This is a genomic window from Streptomyces sp. NPDC047706 (assembly GCF_043204795.1).
Classification (GTDB): Bacteria; Actinomycetota; Actinomycetes; order Streptomycetales; family Streptomycetaceae; genus Streptomyces.
Genome location: NZ_JBIDCW010000012.1, coordinates 179,460 through 200,008, shown reverse-complemented (window position 1 = coordinate 200,008; position 20,549 = coordinate 179,460). Strand labels below are relative to the sequence as shown.

General features: G+C 71.7%; 14 protein-coding genes and 5 pseudogenes. 9 read left to right on the top strand and 10 right to left on the bottom strand.

What is annotated here, in order from left to right:
* Positions 1-3: 3 nt before the first annotated feature.
* The 3 genes from ACGF8A_RS17180 to ACGF8A_RS17170 form a co-directional block, all read right to left on the bottom strand.
* A complete protein-coding gene (locus ACGF8A_RS17180) occupies positions 4-195 on the bottom strand; it encodes a DUF397 domain-containing protein (protein ID WP_393108851.1) in 192 nt (63 codons plus the stop codon).
* Positions 196-386: 191 nt separating this feature from the next.
* Positions 387-1,244 carry a helix-turn-helix domain-containing protein gene (locus tag ACGF8A_RS17175; RefSeq protein WP_393108849.1) on the bottom strand — a complete coding sequence of 286 codons (858 nt, stop codon included), beginning with the start codon at positions 1,242-1,244 and terminating at the stop codon, positions 387-389.
* Positions 1,245-1,702: 458 nt separating this feature from the next.
* Complete coding sequence (locus ACGF8A_RS17170; RefSeq protein WP_393108847.1) at positions 1,703-2,458, bottom strand: GPP34 family phosphoprotein; 756 nt, start codon at positions 2,456-2,458, stop codon at positions 1,703-1,705.
* Between the two features lie 234 nt (positions 2,459-2,692).
* Between ACGF8A_RS17170 and ACGF8A_RS17165 the strand changes: the two genes are divergently transcribed.
* Both ACGF8A_RS17165 and ACGF8A_RS17160 read left to right on the top strand, forming a co-directional pair.
* Positions 2,693-5,245 (top strand): D-alanyl-D-alanine carboxypeptidase, encoded by a 2,553-nt coding sequence (locus tag ACGF8A_RS17165; RefSeq protein ID WP_393108845.1) that lies wholly within the window; start codon positions 2,693-2,695, stop codon positions 5,243-5,245.
* A gap of 206 nt (positions 5,246-5,451) precedes the next feature.
* On the top strand, positions 5,452-7,287 hold the full coding sequence (locus ACGF8A_RS17160) for an MFS transporter (RefSeq protein WP_393108843.1): 1,836 nt from the start codon (positions 5,452-5,454) through the stop codon (positions 7,285-7,287).
* Here the strand turns inward: ACGF8A_RS17160 and ACGF8A_RS17155 are convergent.
* A pseudogene (locus ACGF8A_RS17155) lies at positions 7,288-7,641 on the bottom strand (hypothetical protein); the annotation flags it as partial.
* Between ACGF8A_RS17155 and ACGF8A_RS17150 the strand changes: the two are divergent.
* Together ACGF8A_RS17150 and ACGF8A_RS17145 are read left to right on the top strand one after the other, a co-directional pair.
* Positions 7,641-7,841 (top strand): annotated as a pseudogene (locus ACGF8A_RS17150) (SDR family oxidoreductase); the annotation flags it as partial. The pseudogenes ACGF8A_RS17155 and ACGF8A_RS17150 sit on opposite strands and share 1 nt — an antisense overlap.
* A 148-nt stretch (positions 7,842-7,989) precedes the next feature.
* Positions 7,990-9,561 carry a sodium:solute symporter family protein gene (locus tag ACGF8A_RS17145; protein ID WP_393108841.1) on the top strand — a complete coding sequence of 524 codons (1,572 nt, stop codon included), beginning with the start codon at positions 7,990-7,992 and terminating at the stop codon, positions 9,559-9,561.
* Positions 9,562-9,686: 125 nt separating this feature from the next.
* On the opposite strand, the gene ACGF8A_RS17140 is transcribed toward ACGF8A_RS17145, so the two are convergent.
* A complete protein-coding gene (locus ACGF8A_RS17140; RefSeq protein ID WP_393108839.1) occupies positions 9,687-10,802 on the bottom strand; it encodes an ADP-ribosylglycohydrolase family protein in 1,116 nt (371 codons plus the stop codon).
* A 257-nt stretch (positions 10,803-11,059) separates the two neighbouring features.
* Here ACGF8A_RS17140 and ACGF8A_RS17135 point away from each other — a divergent pair, with 257 nt between their 5' ends.
* The 3 genes from ACGF8A_RS17135 to ACGF8A_RS17125 are packed head-to-tail and all read left to right on the top strand — an operon-like array spanning position 11,060 to position 12,606.
* Positions 11,060-11,872 (top strand): helix-turn-helix transcriptional regulator, encoded by an 813-nt coding sequence (locus ACGF8A_RS17135; protein ID WP_393108837.1) that lies wholly within the window; start codon positions 11,060-11,062, stop codon positions 11,870-11,872.
* A complete protein-coding gene (locus tag ACGF8A_RS17130; protein ID WP_393108835.1) occupies positions 11,869-12,081 on the top strand; it encodes a DUF397 domain-containing protein in 213 nt (70 codons plus the stop codon). Before ACGF8A_RS17135 ends, ACGF8A_RS17130 begins: the two co-directional genes overlap by 4 nt.
* Positions 12,082-12,090: 9 nt before the next feature.
* On the top strand, positions 12,091-12,606 hold the full coding sequence (locus ACGF8A_RS17125) for a DUF2165 domain-containing protein (RefSeq protein WP_393108833.1): 516 nt from the start codon (positions 12,091-12,093) through the stop codon (positions 12,604-12,606).
* Here ACGF8A_RS17125 and ACGF8A_RS17120 read toward each other — a convergent pair.
* From ACGF8A_RS17120 to ACGF8A_RS17110, 3 genes are all read right to left on the bottom strand, one after another.
* Positions 12,599-13,168, bottom strand: a complete 570-nt coding sequence (locus tag ACGF8A_RS17120) for a hypothetical protein (protein WP_393108831.1) — start codon at positions 13,166-13,168, stop codon at positions 12,599-12,601. The two genes, ACGF8A_RS17125 and ACGF8A_RS17120, sit on opposite strands and share 8 nt — an antisense overlap.
* A gap of 75 nt (positions 13,169-13,243) precedes the next feature.
* Complete coding sequence (locus ACGF8A_RS17115; protein ID WP_393108829.1) at positions 13,244-15,856, bottom strand: bifunctional FO biosynthesis protein CofGH; 2,613 nt, start codon at positions 15,854-15,856, stop codon at positions 13,244-13,246.
* Positions 15,857-15,997: 141 nt separating this feature from the next.
* On the bottom strand, positions 15,998-16,843 hold the full coding sequence (locus tag ACGF8A_RS17110) for an LLM class F420-dependent oxidoreductase (RefSeq protein ID WP_393108827.1): 846 nt from the start codon (positions 16,841-16,843) through the stop codon (positions 15,998-16,000).
* Between the two features lie 126 nt (positions 16,844-16,969).
* Here ACGF8A_RS17110 and ACGF8A_RS17105 point away from each other — a divergent pair.
* A pseudogene (locus ACGF8A_RS17105) lies at positions 16,970-17,230 on the top strand (nitroreductase/quinone reductase family protein); the annotation flags it as partial.
* Between the two features lie 69 nt (positions 17,231-17,299).
* Positions 17,300-18,700 (top strand): alpha/beta hydrolase family protein, encoded by a 1,401-nt coding sequence (locus tag ACGF8A_RS17100; protein WP_393108825.1) that lies wholly within the window; start codon positions 17,300-17,302, stop codon positions 18,698-18,700.
* Between the two features lie 123 nt (positions 18,701-18,823).
* Here the strand turns inward: ACGF8A_RS17100 and ACGF8A_RS17095 are convergent.
* Both ACGF8A_RS17095 and ACGF8A_RS17090 read right to left on the bottom strand, forming a co-directional pair.
* Positions 18,824-19,224 (bottom strand): annotated as a pseudogene (locus ACGF8A_RS17095) (aldehyde dehydrogenase family protein); the annotation flags it as partial.
* An 8-nt stretch (positions 19,225-19,232) separates the two neighbouring features.
* Positions 19,233-20,381, bottom strand: a pseudogene (locus ACGF8A_RS17090) (amidohydrolase family protein); the annotation flags it as partial.
* Positions 20,382-20,549: the final 168 nt, after the last annotated feature.

The following is a 20,549-nucleotide window of genomic DNA, read 5'->3' as shown; positions in this document are numbered from 1 at the left end:
TCCTTACGCCTTGACCGAGGCCACGAAGACGCTCCATGCGGTCGCGGGGAACGCGAGGACGGGGCCCTCGGTCACCTTGGAGTCCCGGACGGAGATTGCGGCCAGGACGGGGGACTTGATCTCGACGCACGCGCCGTTGCCCTGGGAGTAGGAGGACTTGACCCACATGTCCGTCGCACCCTGCTTGATTGCCATTTTCGCTCCGGTAAGCAGTTGCTGAGTTGCTGTGATTGCGCCAACGTTCTTGCTCGATGGCGTGATCGACGCTACTCGCCAACATCGGCGCGCGGAGCGACTATTCACTCGACCGGCTGGCATATTCCAGCCAGGTCTTCCGCATAGGCCCAGCGACGGTGTATCTTTCCGCGCCGCATGGGCGGGGGGGCTCAGCGGGCGTAGCTCTTCGCCACGTCCGAGAGGAATTCGCGTGATTGGTCCACATTGAGGGCCTGTGCCCGCAAGTGCTCGTACATCACGCTGTACTTCTGCACGTCCTGCGGCTTCTCCAGGTAGAGGTCGCTCGTGACGCCCTCGATGTAGACCACGCTGGAGTCCGCGGCGTCCGGGAACTCCAGGATCGCGTACTGGCCGCTCACCCCGGGGTGCGCGCCCATCTGGAACGGGATCAACTGCACGGTGACGTGCGGCAGCTGGGACATCTCCAGCAGATGTTCCAGCTGGTCGATCATCACCTGTTTGTTGCCCACCTCGCGGCGTACGGCCGCCTCGTCGAGCACCGCCCACAGCCGCAGCGGGTTCTCCGCGGCGGCAATACGTTCCTGCCGGCGCAGCCGCACCTGCACGCGTTTGTCGATGTCGGTCGGCGTCGCCTCCGGCAGGGCGCCCTGGATCAGCGCCTCGGCGTACTGGCGGGTCTGGAGCAGGCCGGGCACGACCTGGGGGTCGTACACCCGCAGGCTCGCCGCGTCCGTCTCCAGGCCGATGTAGACGCTGTACGGGATGTCTCCGAAGGAGTGCCACCAGCCCTGCTGGCGCGAGTCCTTGGCCATCTGCATCAGCGAGTCGACGATCCGGTGGTCCTCCACCTCGTAGACACCGCACAGGTCGCGCACGTCGCGCTGGCTGATGCTGCGCCGGCCGTTCTCCAGGCGGCTGATCTTCGACTGGGACACCAGCAGCCGCTCCGCGACCTCCTCCGCCGTCATGCCCTTGAGTTCGCGGAGCCTGCGCAGCTCCTGGCCGAGCCGGCGCCGCCTGACGGTGGGATTGACATTGGACGCCACGGGACGTGCACCTCCGGCTGCGTGCCTCGAAACTTGCAACTATGCGTATCTGCTGCTGAGCAGACTGCCACCAAGGGCCTGCTTACCGCTGGGAAACAGCGGATATGCGGCAGGAACGCGGCGGTACGCCGGTTCGCACGACGGGTGGACCAAGTCCGCGGACGCCCGTCCGCGCCACCTCGCGGACACCCGGGCACGCGCGGGGCGGCCGGGCACGCGGACGCGCGGGGCGGCCGGGACCGCGCGTCGTCCCGACGACGGCTCCCGTCCGCCCCGCGCGTACCGCTGCGGCTCCCGAACCCGGTCCTGGGGACTCGACTGCGGCGCTGACGGTGCGTGGTGATGCCCGGTGGTGCGTGGTGGTACCTGGTGCGCGTACGGCGCGTCATGCCCGTGGTGCGTGCGTGGTGCGGTGCCTGGTGGTGCGGCGTGCTGGTGCGCTGCCGTGGAACTGCGGCTCAGTGGGCCACGGCGCGTGCCATCGTGCCGCGGTGCGGCTGTGCCGGGACGCCACCCCGCGCCGGTTCCGCGGGCCTGGCTCCCGGGGCGGCCTGCCGGCCTGCCGGGGCCGGGCTGCGGCGCGGCTGGGCCCCCACGCCGTTCTGGACGTCCATCACGGCGTGCGCCACGAGGCCGCCCATCGGGTCGTGCCTGATCAGGTCCCGCAGCCGGGAGCGGGACGAGCGTCCCTCGTTGCCCGGATACAGGTGCTTGCCGAGGCCGACCGCGTGGGCCAGTGCGGCGAGCGCCGCGGTCCGCGGGTCCGGCGGTACGCCGGTGCGGATCGCCGAGTCCAGCCGGGCCCTGATCTCCCGGCTGATGGCGTTGTCCGTCGCCTGGTAGCGAGTCGTCGGCAACACCCCGCACATCTGGCCGGCCACGGCGTGCACCATGCCGCACCGCTCCAGATGCGAAAGGTAGGTCTGGCGGAGCCCCAGTCGTGGCCCGCCGATCCAGTGGACCGCCCGTACGGGGGCGCCGCGCCTGCGCAGCAACTCCAACGCGCAATCCAGTGTCGGATCTCCTGTCGGCCGTGGCACCACCACGGCGATACGATCCCCGTCTGGGGCTATCCGTCCGGCCAGCGCCAGCTCCACTAGCTGTGCTCCGGCCAGACCGAGGTCGAGCGACTGCGGCTGTGCAGTGGTACCCGTGGCCGGGTCCAGTGCCAGCAGCAGAAGCTCCTCCGGAAGTGTTCTGCGGCTCCTGCCCATCCATGCCTCCCCGCGTGGATGAATGACAGGGTGACCCCTCTCACATTGGTCTGTCGAGGGTGCGTGACCTGTTTGTAAGGGAACCAGTAGGTATGTCGTTCTCGTCTTCAGCTTCGGTCAGGTCCGCACACAGGACACTGGTACATGGTTCGGACAGCGCTTCGGGCAGTGCTGTGGGGGCGGTCGTCCGGACAGCGGTTCACGGTTCGGTACGCGCACGGAGGCGTGCGGCGCATGGAGGAGGCATCGGTGGCGGGCGAGTCCCCCGACAGTTCGAAGCAGCGCGAGTCGTCGGCAGAACCGACGTCGGGGAGCGCGAGTCCGGTTCCCGAGGCCCGGAGCGCCGCCTCCGCCCGTGACCCGCGGCTCGCCGTGGCACGGGAGTCCGAGAGCGGGCGCCCGGACACGGCGACGCGGGTGCTCTCGGTCAAGGAGCGGTCCGAGGACGCCGAGGAGCGCCCCGAGGAGGCTTCCGGGCCGACGCCGGCGGAGTCTGCCCGGCAGGCGGCTTCGGAGGATCCCGCGCGCCGTGAGGAGCGGGACGGGACCGAGGGCGGCGACGGGGCCGGCACCGCGGGCGACGAACGGCTTCGGGCTGCCGTGGCGGCCTGGGTGACGTCCGGGTCCGGCCAGGAGGGCGCCGACGAGGACGGCTCCGCCGAGGAGGCCGAGGCTCGGGGCGGGCGGGCCGAGGATCGGGGCGAGGAGCCCGAGGACGCCGAAGCCGACACCGAAGCCGACTCCGACACCGACTCCGACTCGGACTCCGCCGGTGCCGGGCAGGAGGGCACCGGGACCGAGGCCGGCGCCGAGGACGCGAACGACAGCGCCCAGGACGCCCAGCACGACACCGGGGACGCGGAGCCCGGCGCCCAGGAGGACGCCCGGGACACCCCCGGCGCCGCCGAGCGCACCCGGGACGGCGCGCAGGACGACTCCCCCGCCGACGCCGAGCCCGCACGCGAGACCGAGCCGTCGCCGGACGCCGGGCCCAGGCCCGCGTCCGGCACCCGCACCACGGGCGGACCCGCCACCGGACCCGCCACCGGGACCACCACCGGACCCTCCCCCGAACCCGCCCCCGGCCCCACCGCCGAACCCGCCGCCGAACCCGCCGCCGAGAAGGACCCGGGCGGAACCGAGGACGCCAGGAAGGCCCCCGCCGCCAAGTCCTCCCCCGCAGCCGCCCCCGAGGACGGCGCGCCTCCGGTGGACCAGCCCACCGCCGTCTTCCGGGCCGTGAAGCCCGCCGTCGACCAGCCGACCACGATGCTGAAGCTGGGGGATGCCAGGAATCCCGCTCCGGCCCCGGAGCCGGATGCCGAGCGCACCAGCAAGTTCGTCGCGCTCAAGCCCTTGGACGACCCGTCGACGCGCAAGCCCCCGCCGGCCGCGGACGCGACGACCGCGCCGCCCAAGGTGTCCTCGGACAAGCCGAAGGCGCCCGCCGGCCAGACCGCCGTCGTCCCGCAGGTCGGGCCGGAGCGGACGACGCAGCAGCCGTTGCCGCCGAAGCCGCCGCTGGATCTGCTGGCCGAGCTGACCAACACCCCGCCGCCGCCGGAGACTCCGCTGCGGACGGCGGTGCGACGGGTGAAGATCTGGACGCCGCTGGTCCTGCTGCTGGTGGTCGTGTTTGCGATCGCGCAGGCGGTACGGCCGCTGCCGACGCCGACGCTGGAGCTCACGGCCGAGGAGTCGTACAGCTTCGAGGGCGACGGCGCCGGCCTGCCGTGGCCCGGTGAGGGCCAGGGCTGGATGGACGTCAACGGCATCGGCACGATGGGGAACTTCGGCGAGCAGAAGCCGGTGGCCATCGGCTCGGTCGCCAAGGCGATGACGGCGTACGTCGTACTGAAGAAGCACCCTCTGAAGTCCGGCGAGGAGGGTCCGAAGATCCCGGTCGACGCGCTCGCCGAGAAGGAGGGCGGCTACAACCTGGACGGTGAGTCCACGCTCAACACCGTCAAGGAGGGCGACCAGATCACCCTGCGCCAGGCGCTGTCCGCCATCATGATCCCGTCCGCCAACAACATCGCGCGGCTGCTGGCGCGTTGGGACTCCGGCACGGAGGCGGCGTTCATCAAGAAGATGAACGAGGCCGCCGAGGAGCTGGGCATGGAGAACACCACGTACACCGACGCCTCGGGCCTGAAGGAGAGCACGGTCTCCACCGCCGAGGACCAGGTGAAGCTCGGCAACGAGCTGGTGCAGGACCGGGCCCTGATGGAGATCACGGCGATGGGCGAGTGGATCGATCCGTCCGGACAGAAGTGGTACAACTACAACAAACTGGTCCCGTACGACGGCGGCATCGGCATCAAGACGGGCACCACCACCGCGGCCGGCGGCAACCTCCTCTTCGCCTCCCGCAAGGAGGTCGGCGGTGAGACGGTGACCGTGGTCGGCGCGATCCTCGGGCAGCACAAGGCGCCCATCATCGAGACCGTCAACGAGGTCAGCAAGACCGCGATGCTCGCCGCGCAGGACGCCCTGGCCTCGGCGAAGATCCTGAAGAAGGGCGATGTCGTCGGCTACGTCGACGACCGGCTCGGCGGCCGGACGCCGGTCGTCGTCACGCAGGACGTCACGGCGGTCGGCTGGGCCGGTCACGAGGTGCAGCTGTCGTTCACCGCCGGCGAGGTGCCGCACACCGCGAAGGCCGGGACCAAGGTCGGCACGCTCACCGTGGGCGACGGCAGCGGCGGCGCCGTCGAGGTGCCTGTGGCGCTCCAGTCGGACCTCGCCGAACCGGCCTTCACGGACAAGCTGACCCGCGTCTTCTGACCCGGGCGGCCCTTCACCCTCCCTCGCACCCCGTCCACGGCGCCCTCCCCGGGCCCCGTCGGCGGGGTGCGTGCTAGCGTCGCGAAACGGGACAGGGTAGCCACGCGTGGGGACGGGAGCGGAAACGCCCCGTCACGGGGCCGGGAACGGCCGGGAAACGGGGTATGCGCCGGCGAACGGAAGACGGGACACGGGGAGCGCCACGGGTGGCCACTGCGGAGCCGACACGCACCGACGACACCGGTCCGGGTCCGGGGACCGGACCGCGAATACGCGTGCCCGCCGGGCCGGCGGGTGGCTCGCCGCACCGGCCGGGAGGCGTGGGCGTAGGTGAGCGGCTGAGGCGGTCGGCGCGGCATCCCGCGCTCCTCACCACCGCCGTGGCGGGGGTGCTCCACGTCATCTGGTTCTTCACCTTCGCGAACAGTGGCGGGGACCTCGCGGCGCAGGACGCCTGGGCCGAGTTCGTGGGCCGGCACCCGGACTCGGCGTACAACCTCGCCTGGTACGGCGGGATGCACCCGGTCTCGTACAGCGTGGTGTCGCCGTATCTGATGTCGCTGCTCGGTGTGCGGACGACGATGATGATCGCGGGGACGCTCTCCGCGGGGCTGCTGACGCTGATCCTGATGCGCAGCCGGGTGGTGCGGCAGCCGCTGTGGGCCGGGCTCGCGGGGGTGTTCGGTCTGCTGTGCAACGCGGTGTCGGGGCGGGTGACGTTCGGGCTCGGCACGCTGTTCGCGCTGGGCGCGGTCGCGGTGGTGTTCTGCTGGCCGTACCGCTGGCGTCACAAGCGCTGGGCGAAGGCCCTGTGCGCGGCGCCGCTCGCCGCTCTCGCCACGATGTCCTCGCCGGTCGCCGGGCTGTTCGTGGGTCTGGTCGCGGTCGCGATGTTCCTTCAGAAGCGGCGGCCGGGCGCGTGGGCGCTGGGTCTGGCGCCGGCGGCGGTGGTGGCGGTGTCGGCGTGGGCGTTCCCGTTCTCCGGCACCCAGCCGATGTCCTTCGGGTCGGCCCTGCTGCCGGTGGTCTACGCGGTCCTCGTCCTGCTGCTGGTCCCGCGGGACTGGACGACGGTACGCATCACCTCCGCCGTGTACGGCCTGTCGGTGCTGCTGGTGTGGCTGATCAGCTCGCAGATCGGGTCGAACATCACCCGTCTGTCGATGCTGTTCGCGGGCGTGGCGCTGCTGGCCGCGCTGCCGTTCGCGGTGCCGCGCTCGCGCAAGTGGTACGCGATCGTGGCCGCCTTCGTCGGGTTCGTCGCCTGGATCGGCTACAAGTCGGTGGACGACGTCGTCAACACGACGCCGCGGGCCTCCTGGGCGCGGGAGCTGGCCCCGCTGGTCAACGAGTTGCAGGAGGTGGGCGCCGGGAAGGGCCGCGTCGAGGTGGTCCCGGCCCGCTCCCATCGCGAGGCCTCCGCGCTCGCCCCCTACGTCAACCTCGCCCGGGGCTGGAACCGGCAGGCCGACATGGAGCGCAACCCGCTCTTCTACGACGACACCCTCAACTCGGCCAACTACCACGACTGGCTCAAGCGCTGGGCGGTGCACTACGTCGTGCTGCCCAAGGACGAGCCGGACGGGGACGGCGGGGAGCGGGAGCGGGAACTGGTGCAGCGCGGGCTGCCGTATCTGACGCAGGTGTGGGGGGACGCGAACTGGCAGTTGTTCCGGGTGACGGACCCGGCTCCGCTCGCCGATCCGCCGGCCACCGTCGAGCGCGCCGAGCAGGGGGAGATGACCCTGCGGGTGAGCCGGCCGGGCCGGGTGCTGGTCCGGGTGCCGTACTCGCCGTGGCTGAAACTGGTCGACGCCGAGGGTGACGGGGTCGAGCCGCCGCAGGAGACGGACGCCTCCAGGGAACGGCCGGAGGGCACGCCGAAGACGTACCGCAACCTGAACGGCTGCCTGATGGAGACCGAGGAGGACGCCGAGGGCGACAGGTGGACGGTGCTGCTGGCGCCCCGCGCGGGGACGTACCGGCTGGCGTCGCCCTACGAGCTGCCCCGGGGGACGCCGTGTCCGGAGGAGCTGAGGTGATCAGCGGAGCCGGTCGACGTACCGGTCCGTTCCCGGCACGGTGGGGACGAAGGGGGCGACCAGTTCCGTGCGGCCCAGTTCGCGGGGTGCTCCGAGGTCCGTGAAGTGCTCGTCCCAGCAGTCCCCCGGGTCCGTCTCCAGGAACCACAGCAGGGTCAGCCGGGTGCCGACGCCCTCGACCTGTTTGACGTAGGTCATGCGCTCGCCGGGCAGGGGGACCGGGCGGAAGACGGTGACCAGGGCGGCCGGGGAGCCCTTCAGCCGCTGCGGGAGGTGGCGGGTGCGCAGCCACTCCAGCAGGTCGGCGCGCCGCTGGGGCGACGCGGCGTCGACGACCTGGAGGACGAGGCCCGCAGGCGTACGTGCGGTTCACGGCACACACCGAGGGGGTGCCCGAGGAGGAGGTGCTGGACCGTCTGACCGAGCGGATGGCGCTGCCGGAGCTGGCCACGGACGCGGACGTGGCGGACGCGGTGGTGTTCCTGGCCTCGGACCGGGCGCGGGCCGTCACGGGGCAGTCGTTGCTGGTCAACGCGGGGGAGTTGATGCGTTGAGCCCTTCACGTCTGTTCATGTAGATGAACTCAAGTCATCTTGCAGAACTTCTTTGCGTGCTCTTGACCTTCCACTTGCTTGTCGTGCCCGCGTCGACACACCCACGATGAGCGGGCCGTTCACCAGGCGGACCCCGGAAGGTTGACACATGAACAGTCTCGACTGGGCCGTGCTCATCGGCTACTTCGGCGTGATGGTCGCGATCGGCGTGTGGTCGCACAAGCGCGTCGACAACGTCAGCGACTTCTTCACCGCCGGCGGCAAGATGCCCTGGTGGCTGTCCGGCATCTCGCACCACATGTCGGGATACAGCGCGGTGATGTTCACCGGGTACGCGGGGATCGCCTACACCTACGGGGTCACGTCGTTCGTGACCTGGTCCTTCCCCATCGCGCTGGGCATCGCCATCGGCTCGAAACTGTTCGCCCCCCGGATCAACCGGCTGCGCTCCCGGCTCCATGTGGCCTCCCCGCTGGAGTACCTGAAGAACCGCTACGACCTGAAGACCCAGCAGGCGCTCGCCTGGTCCGGGATGCTGCTGAAGATCGTGGACGTGGGCGCCAAGTGGGCCGCGATCGCGACCCTGCTGTCGGTCTTCACCGGCGTCTCCCTGAACCAGGGCATCCTCATCACCGGTGTCGTCACCGGCATCTACTGCACGATCGGCGGTCTGTGGGCGGACGCGCTGACCGAACTCGGGCAGTTCGTCATCCAGTTGCTCGCCGGGCTCGCGATGTTCTTCGCGGTGCTCGTCGAACTCGGCGACCACGGCGGCATCTTCGGCGTCTGGGACCGGCCCGAGCTGGACGGCCACGAGAAGCCGCTGGTGGGGCCGTACGGCACCGTGTTCCTGCTGGCGTTCCTGTTCATCAAGCTGTTCGAGTACAACGGCGGCATGCTCAACCAGGCCCAGCGCTACATGGCGACCCCCAACGCCAAGGAGGCCGAACGGTCGGCGCGGCTCTCGGCCATCCTGTGGCTGGTCTGGCCGCTGGTGCTGTTCTTCCCCATGTGGATGTCGCCGCTGCTGGTCGACGCCCAGAAGCCGGACGGATCCGACTCGTACGCCCTGATGACCGAACAGCTGCTGCCGCACGGCCTGCTGGGCCTGGTGATCGTCGGCTTCTTCTCGCACACCATGGCCATGTGCTCCTCGGACGCGAACGCGATCGCCGCCGTGTTCACCCGGGACGTGGCACCGGTGCTGTCGGCGAAGGCGCGGTCCTGGTCGGAGCGGTCCGGGCTGATCAGCGCGCGGCTGACGACCGTCGTCTTCCTCGCCCTGTCCATGGCGGTGGCGACACAGGTGAACTCGCCGACGTTCAAGGACATCATCACCGTGGTCATCAAGTGGGTGGCCGGACTGATGGGGCCGATCGCGATCCCGATGATGCTGGGCCTGCTGCGCCACTTCCGCCGGTCCGGGCCGACGGCGGCGCTCACCAGCTGGGCGGCGGGACTGCTGGCCTTCTGGCTGGTCAACTACCCGATCAACTGGAACGTCGAGGGCGGTGTGCCGCTCCAGTACCAGGTGTCGATCCCGCTGGCGGTGTCGCTGGTCCTGTACGTCCTCATCGGCCACGTGAAGCCGGAGGACACACCGGAACGGCTGGCGGTCATCGAGCGGATCAACACCGACGGCGACGGGGCGGCGGCGGCCGTACCCGCGCAGGCCGGGGCGGCGGACGGTGTCGTGGGGGCGACGCCGGCCAAGGAGTAGCAGTCCCGGAACGGACGGGCGGCCGGCCACTGGGGGCGGCCGCCCGTCGGCCTGAACGGGCTCGGTGGTTGAGCATGCGACGCGCGCCCCGTCACTCCCACCATTTGCGTGGCCCTGGGTGGGGCTCAGACGCGGGGATAACGCGCCAGCCATGCCGGGGACGCGGCGGCCGGGGTGTGCAGGGCCGGGCCCTGGGTCATCTCCATGGCGAAGTCGTCGGCCAGTTCGAGGATCGTGGGCCGGCCCTCCAGCTCGGCCAGCCATGCCGGGGGCAGGGCGGTCTCGCCGTGCAGGGCCCCGAGGAGGCCGCCGGTGAGGGCGGCGGTCGCGGCGGAGGGTCCGTCGTGGTTGGCGGCCAGACGCAGGCCGTGCCGTACGTCCTCGCCGACCAGGGCGCAGTAGACGGCGGCGGCGACGACCCGGTCCGCGGTGCCGGCACCGGCCAGGTCGGCGACCCGGTCCGGCGTCGGGATTCCCTGCCGTACGGCGCCCAGGGCCTGCTGAAGGGCGGCGGAGACCGGCTGGTGGCCGGGCCGGGCGGCCAGCAACGCGAGCGCCCGTTGCACCGCGCCGTCCACGCTCTCGCCGCGCGCCAGCGTGTGCACGATCACGGCGTACGCTCCCGCCGCGAGGTAGCCGATGGGGTGGCCGTGGGTCTGCGCGGCGCACTCCACGGCCAGCTGGACGACAAGTTGCGGCTCCCAGCCGACGAGCAGCCCGAACGGCGCGGAGCGTGCGGCGGCCTCGGGACCGGCCTCACCGGGGTTCTTGGGCGCCTCCAGCGTGCCCATGATCTCGTCGCCGAGTCCGAGCAGCAGGGTGCGGGCGGGGTCCCGGCGGGCGTACAGCCACTCCTCGCGGGCCAGCCACCCGTCGTCCTTGCGGCGCTCGTCGGGGCCCCAGTCGCGCTGGGTGGCGGCCCAGCGCAGATACGCCCGGTGCAGGTCGGTCGGCGGATGCCAGGCGCCGGTGTCGCGGCGGACCTGGGCGCGGATCAGCCCGTCGACGGAGAAGAGGGTGAGCTGGGTGAGGTGGGTGACGGCGCCGCGCCTGCCGTGGGCCGGGGCGAGGTCCACGACGCCGTCCGGGCCGTGCGCCGCCCGGATGCCGTCCATGTCCAGCCCGTCGACGGGCGCGCCCAGCGCGTCCCCGACGGCGGCGCCGAGCAGCGTTCCGCGCACCCGGCTGCGGAAGTCCTGCTGCTCTGTGCGGCCCCAGACGGCACCCGCTGTCGCATCCACCAGACCTCCCCACGGCACCGTCCGTACGCACGACAGCTCAGCACTGTATGCGACGGGGATCGATCGGTTCAGGGGGCGGATCGCTATGCGGGGTCTGCTGGAAGTGGTCGCGATTGCTCGCTTGTCAGCCGTACCGCGTCACATTGCGCCGCGAAGGGCGCGCTTTCCGGCTCATGTCACCCAGCGTGGTCACCCGCTCCTACTCTGTCGGGTGCTGAGCCGGGTCTTGCGGCCCGTGCAGAGAGAGGGAAGGACGCGTGGAGGACGAGGAGGCCGCGGCCGTCGTCAGGGCGGTCGGCAGGCAGATCAAGGTGTGGCGCGAGGCCGCGGGGATGACCCAGGCGGAGTTCGGGGCCGCCATCGGGTACGGCGAGGAGATGGTGTCGTCCGTGGAGCGGGCACGGAGGATTCCGAAGCCGGACTTCCTGGACGGGGCCGATGAGGTGCTGGGGGCGGAGGGCAAGCTCTCCGCGATGAAGGAGGATGTGGAGAAGGCTCGGTATCCGAAGAACGTCCGCGACCTGACCAAGCTGGAGGCTCAGGCCGTCGAGCTTGGCGCGTACACGACCCAGCACATCCACGGCCTCCTGCAGACCCCGGAATACGCACAGGCGGTGTACGAACTGCGGCGGCCCGCCTACACGGAGGACGAGATCGAGCGTCATCTCGCCGCACGCATGGCGCGGAAGGACATCTTCGAGCGGACACCCCGGCCGCTGGTGACCTTTGTCCAGGAAGAGGTGACACTGCGTCGGCCGACCGGGGGCACAATGGTGCTGCGTCGCCAGCTCGAACACCTCTTGCACATGGGCCAGTTGCGCCACGTGTCGATCCAGGTGATGCCCACGGGCCTTGAGGAACACTCGGGCTTGAGCGGGCCGTTCCGGCTGCTGAAGCTGCAGGACGGCAAGTCCGTAGGGCATTTGGAGGTCCAGCTGCACAGCCGAGTGATCAGTGACCCCCGGGAAGTCCAGGTCCTGGAGATGCGCTATGGCATGATCCGGGCGCAGGCTCTCTCCCCTCGGGAGTCGCTTTCCTTCATCGAAAAAGTGCTGGGAGAACTGACATGACCACCGCCCCGCTGAAGTGGTTCAAGAGCAGCTACAGCAGCGCTGACGGCCCCGACTGCATCGAGGTCGCGATATCCCGCCCCGCCATCCACGTCCGCGACAGCAAGGACCTGCACCGCGCGCCGCTGACTTTCGGGCACCGCGCGTGGAGTGACTTCGTCGAGGTCCTTGGTCCCTCCGAGGGCGTGGGCATGCCCCGACGCTGGTAGAGAATAGGCATGTCCACAACCACCTCGAGCACCACCAGACGCACCCTCCCCGTGGCCGCCACGGTCCTCACCGGCATCGTGGCCCTGTACATCACCCTCGTCGCCTTCGGGAACATCACGGACTTCGGCACCAACCAGGACTTCGTCCGGCATGTCCTGGCCATGGACACCACGTTCAAGGACGAGGACCTGATGTGGCGGGCCGTCACGGACACCGCCGTGCAGGACGCGGCGTACGTCGCGATCATCGTGTGGGAGACGGTCGCCGCGCTCGTCCTCATCGCCGGTACGTGGCTCTGGGCGCGCGGCCCCCGGGCGCTGGCCCGGCGGGTGTCGACGTACGGGCTGCTGATGGTGATGCTGCTGTTCGGCGCCGGGTTCCTCGCGATCGGCGGTGAGTGGTTCGCGATGTGGCAGTCGGAGGACTTCAACGGGCTGGACGCGGCGACCCGGATCTTCCTGGTCAGCGGCGTCGTCCTGCTGGTGAACCACCTGCCCACCGGGCAGGCCGAACCGGCTACTTGACGACCGCGACCTTCGTCCCCGCCGTCCCGAACGTCCACAGCGCCGAACTGTCCGCCGACTTCATGCGGATGCCACCGGTCTGCGCGCCGGACGCGGCAGGCGGGGGCGAGGAGCCGTCCACCGCGGCGGAGAAGGCGATGCTGACGCCGGACTTGGCGGCGAAGTAGACGATGTGCTCGATCTCCACGCCGTCCGAGCCGGTGGTGGCGTCGGTGCGGGTGCCCACCGTGTACGTGCCGGGGTCGGGGTCGACCGTGCCGGGCCACACCGTGAAGGTGCGGCGGGGGCTGTCACTGGCGTCGACCAGCCACACCCGCCTCTCCCCCAGCGCGTAGACGATCCGCCGCCCGGTCCCGGAGCCGTCGGGCACGCCGGGCGGGGCCGGCCTGCTCGGCTCGGGCTTGGCGCTGACGGACGCCGAGGGGCTGGGCCGGGTCGCCGCGGCCGTGGGGCGTTGCCCCTGTCCGGCCTGCACGGCCAGCACGACGACCGCCGCGATCGCCCCCGCGGTCAGGCCGGACACCCAGGCCCAGGAGGGAAGCCGTCGGGCAGGCACGGGCACGCATCTCCTCAGTCTCCGACCCCCGACACACCGAGGGTCGGATCATCGTACTGTGCGTCCCTGAACGCCCCTCCCTCAGTCCAGCACCGGCAGCAGCTGGGGCAGGTGGCCGTCGGAGGCCGCGGCCGTCCGCTGCCGTTCCTGGGGGACCTCGCCGTACAGAGTGGTGCGGGGGCGGGACGGGCGGCCCGCCGCCTCGGCCACCGCCACCAGGTCGCGGACCGACTTGTACGAGCCGTAGGACGAGCCCGCCATGCGGGAGATCGTCTCCTCCATGAGGGTGCCGCCCAGGTCGTTGGCGCCGGAGCGGAGCATCTCCGCCGCACCCTCCGTGCCCAGTTTCACCCAGCTTGTCTGGATATTCGGGATATGGGGGTGCAGGAGCAGCCTCGCCATCGCCGTCACCGCGCGGTTGTCCCGCATCGACGGGCCGGGGCGGGCGATGCCCGCCAGGTAGACGGGCGCGTTGGTGTGGATGAACGGAAGCGTGACGAACTCGGTGAAACCGCCCGTCCGCTGCTGGATGCCGGCCAGGGTGCGCAGATGGCCCAGCCAGTGGCGGGGCTGGTCGACATGGCCGTACATCATCGTGGACGAGGAGCGGATGCCGAGTTCGTGCGCCGTGGTGACGACCTCGATCCAGGTCGCCGTGGGCAGCTTGCCCTTGGTGAGGATCCAGCGGACCTCGTCGTCCAGGATCTCCGCCGCCGTGCCCGGGATGGAGTCCAGGCCCGCCTCCTTGGCGGCGCTCAGCCACTCGCGGATCGACATGTTCGTGCGGGCCGCGCCGTTGACGACCTCCATCGGCGAGAAGGCGTGCACGTGCATGCCGGGGACGCGTTCCCTGACCGCCCTCGCGATGTCGAAGTACGCGGTGCCGGGCAGGTCGGGGTGGATGCCGCCCTGCATGCAGACCTCCACCGCGCCGACGTCCCAGGCCTGCTGTGCCCGGTCCGCGACCTGGTCCAGTGACAGGGTGTACGCGTCGGCGTCGGTGCGGCGCTGCGCGAAGGCGCAGAAGCGGCAGCCCGTGTAACAGACGTTGGTGAAGTTGATGTTGCGGGTGACGATGTACGTCACGTCGTCGCCGCTCACCGACCTGCGCACGTCGTCGGCCACGGAGCACAACGCGTCCAGCGCCGGGCCGTCCGCGTGCAGCAGCGCCAGTGCCTCCTCGTCCGTCAGCCGCGTCGGGTCGTCCGCCGCCGTCCGCAGCGCCGCGCGCACGTCGGAGTCGATGCGCTCCGGGGCCATGCCGGGGGCGGCTGCCTCGCGCAGGGCGCCCCAGTCGCCGTAGACCTCGTCGAAGTCGTCGCGGCGGTCCGAGGTGCGGCCCTCGGTGTCGATCGTGGCGTGCAGGTCCGTGCGGCCGGAGGCCTGGAACACCTCCTCCGGCTCCTGCCAGGGCAGCCCCTGAGGCAGCGCCCCGGACCTCGCGAGGCCCGTCTCCGGGTCGGCGAGGGCCGCCACGTGCGGGCGCAGACGCGGGTCCAGCCAGGGCTCGCCACGACGCACGAACTCCGGGTACACGCAGAGGCGTTCGCGCAGCTCGAAACCGGCCGCCGCCGACTTCTCCGCCAGCTCCTCGATCTGCGGCCAGGGGCGTTCGGGGTTCACGTGGTCGATGGTCAGCGGGGAGACGCCGCCCCAGTCGTCGATGCCGGCGCCGATCAGCCGCTCGTACTCGGAGTCGACGAGGTTGGGCGGGGCCTGGAGGCAGGCCGAGGGGCCCATGATGTGCCGGGCGACGGCCACCGTCGCGACCAGTTCGTCCAGTTCGGCGTCCGGCATGCCGCGCATCGCGGTGTCCGGCTTGGCGCGGAAGTTCTGGATGATCAGTTCCTGGATGCCGTGGTACGACCGGGAGACGCGGCGCAGCGCGAAGAGGGACTCGGCGCGCTCCTCGTAGGTCTCGCCGATGCCGATGAGGACGCCGGAGGTGAAGGGGACCGAGGAGCGGCCCGCGTCCTGAAGCACCCGCAGCCGGACGGCCGGCTCCTTGTCCGGGGAGCCGTGGTGCGGGCCGCCGGGCTCCGACCACAGGCGCTTCGCCGTCGTCTCCAGCATCATGCCCATGCTCGGCGCGACGGGCTTCAGGCGCTGGAAGTCCGTCCAGGTCATGACGCCCGGGTTGAGGTGGGGCAGCAGGCCCGTCTCCTCCAGGATGCGGATCGAGATGGCGCGGACGTAGGCGATGGTGTCGTCGTAGCCGTGCGCGTCGAGCCATTCGCGGGCCTCGGGCCAGCGGTCCTCGGGCTTGTCGCCGAGGGTGATGAGGGCTTCCTTGCAGCCGAGGGCGGCGCCCTTGCGGGCGATGTCGAGGACCTCGTCCGGCGACATGAACATCCCGTGCCCGGCGCGGCGCAGCTTGCCGGGCACGGTGACGAACGTGCAGTAGTGGCACTTGTCCCGGCACAGCCGGGTGAGGGGGATGAAGACGCTCTTCGAGTACGTGATGACGCCGGGCCGGCCGGCCGCTTCCAGTCCCGCGTCGCGCACCCGGGCGGCGGACGCGGCGAGGTCCTGGAGGGCCTCGCCGCGGGCCTGGAGCAGTACGGCCGCCTCGCCGGCGTCGAGGGCGACGCCGTCACGGGCGCGTTTGAGGGCGCGACGCAGGGAGTTCTCGGTGGGGCCGGTGCCGCGGGGGCGGTCGGTGGAGCCGGTTCCGGAGGTCGCGGAAGTCGTCATCCTTCGAGCATACGGTCGGGCTCCGCGGGTTCACGGGGGCCGGGGCTGGTCCTGGGGAGCGAGGTGCGTTGCCGGGTGCGGGTGCGTCGGGGCCGCTCGCGCGGTTCCTCGCGCCCCGGAGTCGGCCACCCGCCCGGTCGGCTACACGTACTCGGCATACGCGTCCAGCACCCGCAGAACCTCCGCCTCCCCCGCCGGGGGCATTTGGACGACGGTCTCCTCGATGCCGAGGTCCGCGTAGTGGGCGAGCTTGCCCGGGGTGGGGGCGACGGCGTACGGGACGATCTGGAGGGCGGACGGGTCGCGGCCGGCGTCGGACCAGGCGGCGCGCAGCACGGGCAGCGACTCGGACAGGCCGCGCCCGCCGATCGGCAGCCAGCCGTCGGCGTACTCGCTGATGTGCGAGAACAGTTTCGGGCCCGCGGCGCCGCCGACGAGCGTGCGGGGGCCGACGACCGGGCCGCGCGGTTTCTGCACGGGCTTGGGGTGGGCGTGGCTGGCGCGCACACTGCCGAACTCGCCCTCGTGGGCGGCCGGTTCCTGAGACCACAGCGCGCGCATCAACGCCATCCGGTCCCGCACCAGTTCCCGCCGGGTTCGCCACTCCACGCCGTGGTCGGCGGCCTCCTCGACGTTCCAGCCGTAGCCGAGGCCCAGGGTGAAGCGGCCGCCGGAGAGGTGGTCGAGGGTCGCGATCTGCTTGGCCAGGTCGATCGGGTCGTGCTGGGCGACCAGCGTGATACCCGTGCCGAGACCGAGGCGCTCGGTGACGGCGGCGGCCTGGCCGAGGGCGACGAAGGGGTCGAGGGTGCGGCCGTACTCCCGGGGCAGCTCGCCGCCCGCCGGGTAGGGGGTGGTCCGCTCGACGGGGATGTGGGTGTGCTCGGGCAGGTACAGCCCGGCGAAGCCCCGCTGCTCCAGCTCCCGGGCGAGCCGGGTCGGGGTGATGGTCTCGTCCGTGAGGAAGATGGTGACGGCGATGCGCATGTCCCATCTCTACCCGGGGAACGTCCATCTGTCCATACCGACCAGTCGGGATCGGCTTCGGCCGGGGTGTCTCCTCCAGGTGTTCCCCAGTTCGCGCCGCCCGCCCATCCTGGTCGGCATGTGTGACGACGACGCAGGGATCGCTTCTGGCTGGTCTCGGAGTTCGGCGACCGCTCCCAGTACGTCCGCGACATCCGCGCCAACCCCAGGGTGCGGGTACGGCTCGGCGGCCGGTGGTACGAGGGGACCGCCCGCCTCCTGCCCGGCGACGACCCGAAGGCCCGGCTGCGCGAGCTGCCGCGGATGAACAGCTCGGCGGTGCGGCCGATCGGCACGGACCTGCTGACGGTGCGGGTGGACCTGGAGGAGAACGGGGGCCGCGCCTGACGGCCGTTCGGGGGAGGGCGGCGCGTGGCGGGCGGAGGGCCGGCCGTCGAAGTCGTATTTTCACGTCGTATGAGTGATGTTTCCGGAGACCGCGCGTCCCCGCCCACCCGTCGCACCGCACTCGCCGGTCTGGTCGGCGGAGCCGGGGCCGTACTGGCCGCCGGGTGCACCCCGACGGGTGCGGCCCCCGGGGCCCGTGCCACGGCGACCGCCTCCCCCTCGGCGGGCGGCCCCACCCCCGGCGTGATGACGCTGTTCGACGACCCCGGATTCAACTTCAACGGGCTGATGGCACTCGGCGGTTCCGGCCAGCGCGCCGGCGAGGTGGGCGAAGTGCTCACCGCCGTCAACACCATCAACCAGGCGGGGCTGTCCTCGCAGACCTACGTCCAGACCTTCAGGAAGCTCGGCGACCAGCTCATGGCGGCGCCCCAGGGCAGCAAGCCCGACGACCGGACCACCCGGTGGCGTGCGCTGCGGGCCGCGCAGTACTACGGCCAGGCACTGTTCTTCGTCCTCGGCTCCGACACCCCGGGCGACGAGGAGCAGCTGTACAAGGCCGGACGCGGAGCCTGGGACAAGTTCTGCGGCCTGTGCGACCCGGCGCCCGTGACCGCGAACGTCCCCTACGGCAGCACTCCGCTGCCGGTGTGGTTCTTCCGGCCCGGCACGGCGGCGCGGCGCCGCCCCACCGTGATCCTCACGAACGGCAGCGACGGGCAGAACGTCGACATGTGGACGTACGGCGTCCAGGCCGCCCTGGACCGAGGCTGGAACGCCCTCGTCTACGACGGGCCCGGCCAGGGACAGCTGCTCTTCGTGAACCAGGTGATCTTCACGCAGACCTGGGAGAAGGTCGTCGGCCCGCTCGTCGACTGGCTGACCGCCCGTTCGGACGTCGACCCGGACGCGATCGCCCTGACCGGGCTGAGCATGGCGGGCGACCTGGCACCCCGGGCCGCGGCCTTCGAGAGCCGGCTCGCCGCCCTGGTGGCGATGCCCGGCTGCCTGACGCCGTGGCTGGGCTTTCCCCCGGAGGTCCGGGAGATCCTCCAGCCCAGCAAGGAGGAGACCAACAACATCTGGAACAAGGAGGTCGTCCCCGAGCTGCCCGCCGCCGACGCCGCGACGCTGAAGAAGCGCTTCGAGCCGTTCTCCGTGCCGGCGATGCTCGACGCCCGGCAGGGCAAGATGTTCACCGACTTCTACACGCCGGCCAGGCGCATCCAGGCCCTGGACATCACGGACGTCGTGGGCCGGATCAAGATGCCCACGCTCGTCCTGGACTACCAGGACGAACAGTTCTACCCCGGCCAGGCCCGCCTGATGTTCGACAAGCTCACCGCGCCCAAGGACTACGTCAAGCTCACCGCGGCCACCGGCGCGCAGCTGCACTGTTCCCCGATGGCCCCGCAGCAGCACTGCGAGGTCGTCTTCGACTGGCTGGACGAGACGCTGCCGGGCACCTGACCGCCGCCCGGCGCGTCACCCCGGCCAGACGATCGCCTGCACCTCGCTGTAGGCGTGCAGGGCGTACGAGCCGACGTCACGGCCCACGCCGCTGCGCCGGAAGCCGCCGAACGGCGCCTCCATGCCCGTCACACCCGCCCTCCCCATCGGCCCGGCCTCGTTGATCTGCGGCGCGATCGGCCACTCGGCCGGCTCGGTCCGCGCGTACCGGCGGAACCGGGCGGCCGCGACCCCGACCTGCATGCGCCGCGCCGTGACCGTGGTCGCCCCGGTCTCCGCGCGGGCGAGCTCCGTGTACGGCTCCAGACGGCCCGCGATGATGTCCGCCGCCCGCGCGAGGATCGCCGCCCGCTCCTCGGGCGCCGTGCGCGACCACGGCCCGAAGGCCTCGCGGGCGGCGGCGCAGGCCGCGCGCACCTGCTCGCGCGAGGCCTCCGGAGCCCAGCCGACGGTCTCCTCGGTCGCCGGGTCGATCACCTCGTGGAGCCGCCGCCGGGCTCGGCCCACGCCCCGTCGACGAACAGCCGCCGGCTCACCGGGTGCTCACCGTGCGGGTGTCCCGCCCCGACCGCAGCACCCGCCCGGGCACCGCGCCGCTCACCACGTCGTCCCGGATCGCCTCGACGCCGTTCACCCAGACCGCCCGCACGCCGATCGCCCGGGAGTCGAGCCGGGGGCTGTCGCCCGGCAGGTCGCGCACCAGGGTGGCCGTACCGGCGTCGACGCGTTCCGGGTCGAACAGGACGAGGTCGGCGTGGAAGCCCTCCTGGATCCGGCCCCGCTCCCGCAGCTCGAAGAGCCGCGCCGGATCGTCGGTGAGCATCCTCACCGCCTGCTCCAGCCCCACCAGTTTCCGCCCGCGCAGACAGTCCCCGAGGAAGCGGGTGGTGTACGGCGCCCCGCACATGCGGTCCAGATGCGCGCCCGCGTCGGAGCCGCCGAGCAGGACGTCCTCGTGCTGCCAGGTCTCGGCGCGCAGCGCCCAGGACGCGGGGTCGTTGTCGGTGGGCATGGGCCACAGGACCGTCCGCAGGTCGTCGGCCGCGCAGATGTCGACCAGGCAGGCGAAGGGGTCCTGGCCGCGTTCGGCGGCGATGTCGCGCACGACCCGGCCGGACACCCCGGCGTTCTGCGCGCTGTAGGTGTCGCCGATGATGTAGCGCCCGAAGTCCGTCAGCCGCCGGAAGACGCCCGCCTCCTTCGACGCCGCCCGCTGGAGCATCGCGCCCCGCACGGCGGGGTCCTTCAGCTTCCCGATCCGCTCGGGTACGGGCAGGCCCAGGATCCCGCCCCAGCCCGGGATGAGGTTGAGCGCGCAGAAGGTGCCGAGCGACATGTTCATCGGCGTGAGGATCGGCATCGTCAGCGCCACGACCCGGCCGCCCGCCTTACGGGCCCGTTCACTCGCCAGCAACTGCCGGGGCACACGCTGCGGGACCGACGCGTCGATCGTCAGGACGTTCCAGTTCAGCGGGCGTCCGGCCGCCGCGCTCATCTCCACGAACAGGTCGATCTCGGCGTCGCTGAACTGGTCCAGGCAGCCCGCGACGATCGCCTCGATCTGCGTCCCCTCGTGCTCGCCGACCGCGGCGGAGAGGGCGAGCAGTTCGGCGGGCCCGGCGTGCCGTGACGCGACGGGCTGCCCGTCGCCGTCGGAGTGGGTGGACGACTGCGTGGTGGACGGCGCCCGGCACGGTAGCTGACGAGTCGTCACATCAGAAGGGCACCCGACAGGATCCGGTGTGGACCCGGGGCCGCTACCCTCGTGATGACGGGCCGCCGAGGTCGTCCTGCGGCGCGAGGGGCGGCACCTCCGCTTGAGGAGAGTCTCCTATGGCATCAGGGAAAC

Bases quoted from the DNA above. Each gene is read 5' to 3' on its own strand.
- ACGF8A_RS17180 (WP_393108851.1), bottom strand. From the start codon at position 195: ATGGCAATCAAGCAGGGTGCGACGGACATGTGGGTCAAGTCCTCCTAC.
- ACGF8A_RS17170 (WP_393108847.1), bottom strand. From the start codon at position 2,458: ATGGGCAGGAGCCGCAGAACACTTCCGGAGGAGCTTCTGCTGCTGGCA.
- ACGF8A_RS17165 (WP_393108845.1), top strand. From the start codon at position 2,693: ATGGAGGAGGCATCGGTGGCGGGCGAGTCCCCCGACAGTTCGAAGCAG.
- ACGF8A_RS17145 (WP_393108841.1), top strand. From the start codon at position 7,990: ATGAACAGTCTCGACTGGGCCGTGCTCATCGGCTACTTCGGCGTGATG.
- ACGF8A_RS17130 (WP_393108835.1), top strand. From the start codon at position 11,869: ATGACCACCGCCCCGCTGAAGTGGTTCAAGAGCAGCTACAGCAGCGCT.
- ACGF8A_RS17125 (WP_393108833.1), top strand. From the start codon at position 12,091: ATGTCCACAACCACCTCGAGCACCACCAGACGCACCCTCCCCGTGGCC.
- ACGF8A_RS17115 (WP_393108829.1), bottom strand. From the start codon at position 15,856: ATGACGACTTCCGCGACCTCCGGAACCGGCTCCACCGACCGCCCCCGC.
- ACGF8A_RS17110 (WP_393108827.1), bottom strand. From the start codon at position 16,843: ATGCGCATCGCCGTCACCATCTTCCTCACGGACGAGACCATCACCCCG.
- ACGF8A_RS17100 (WP_393108825.1), top strand. From the start codon at position 17,300: ATGAGTGATGTTTCCGGAGACCGCGCGTCCCCGCCCACCCGTCGCACC.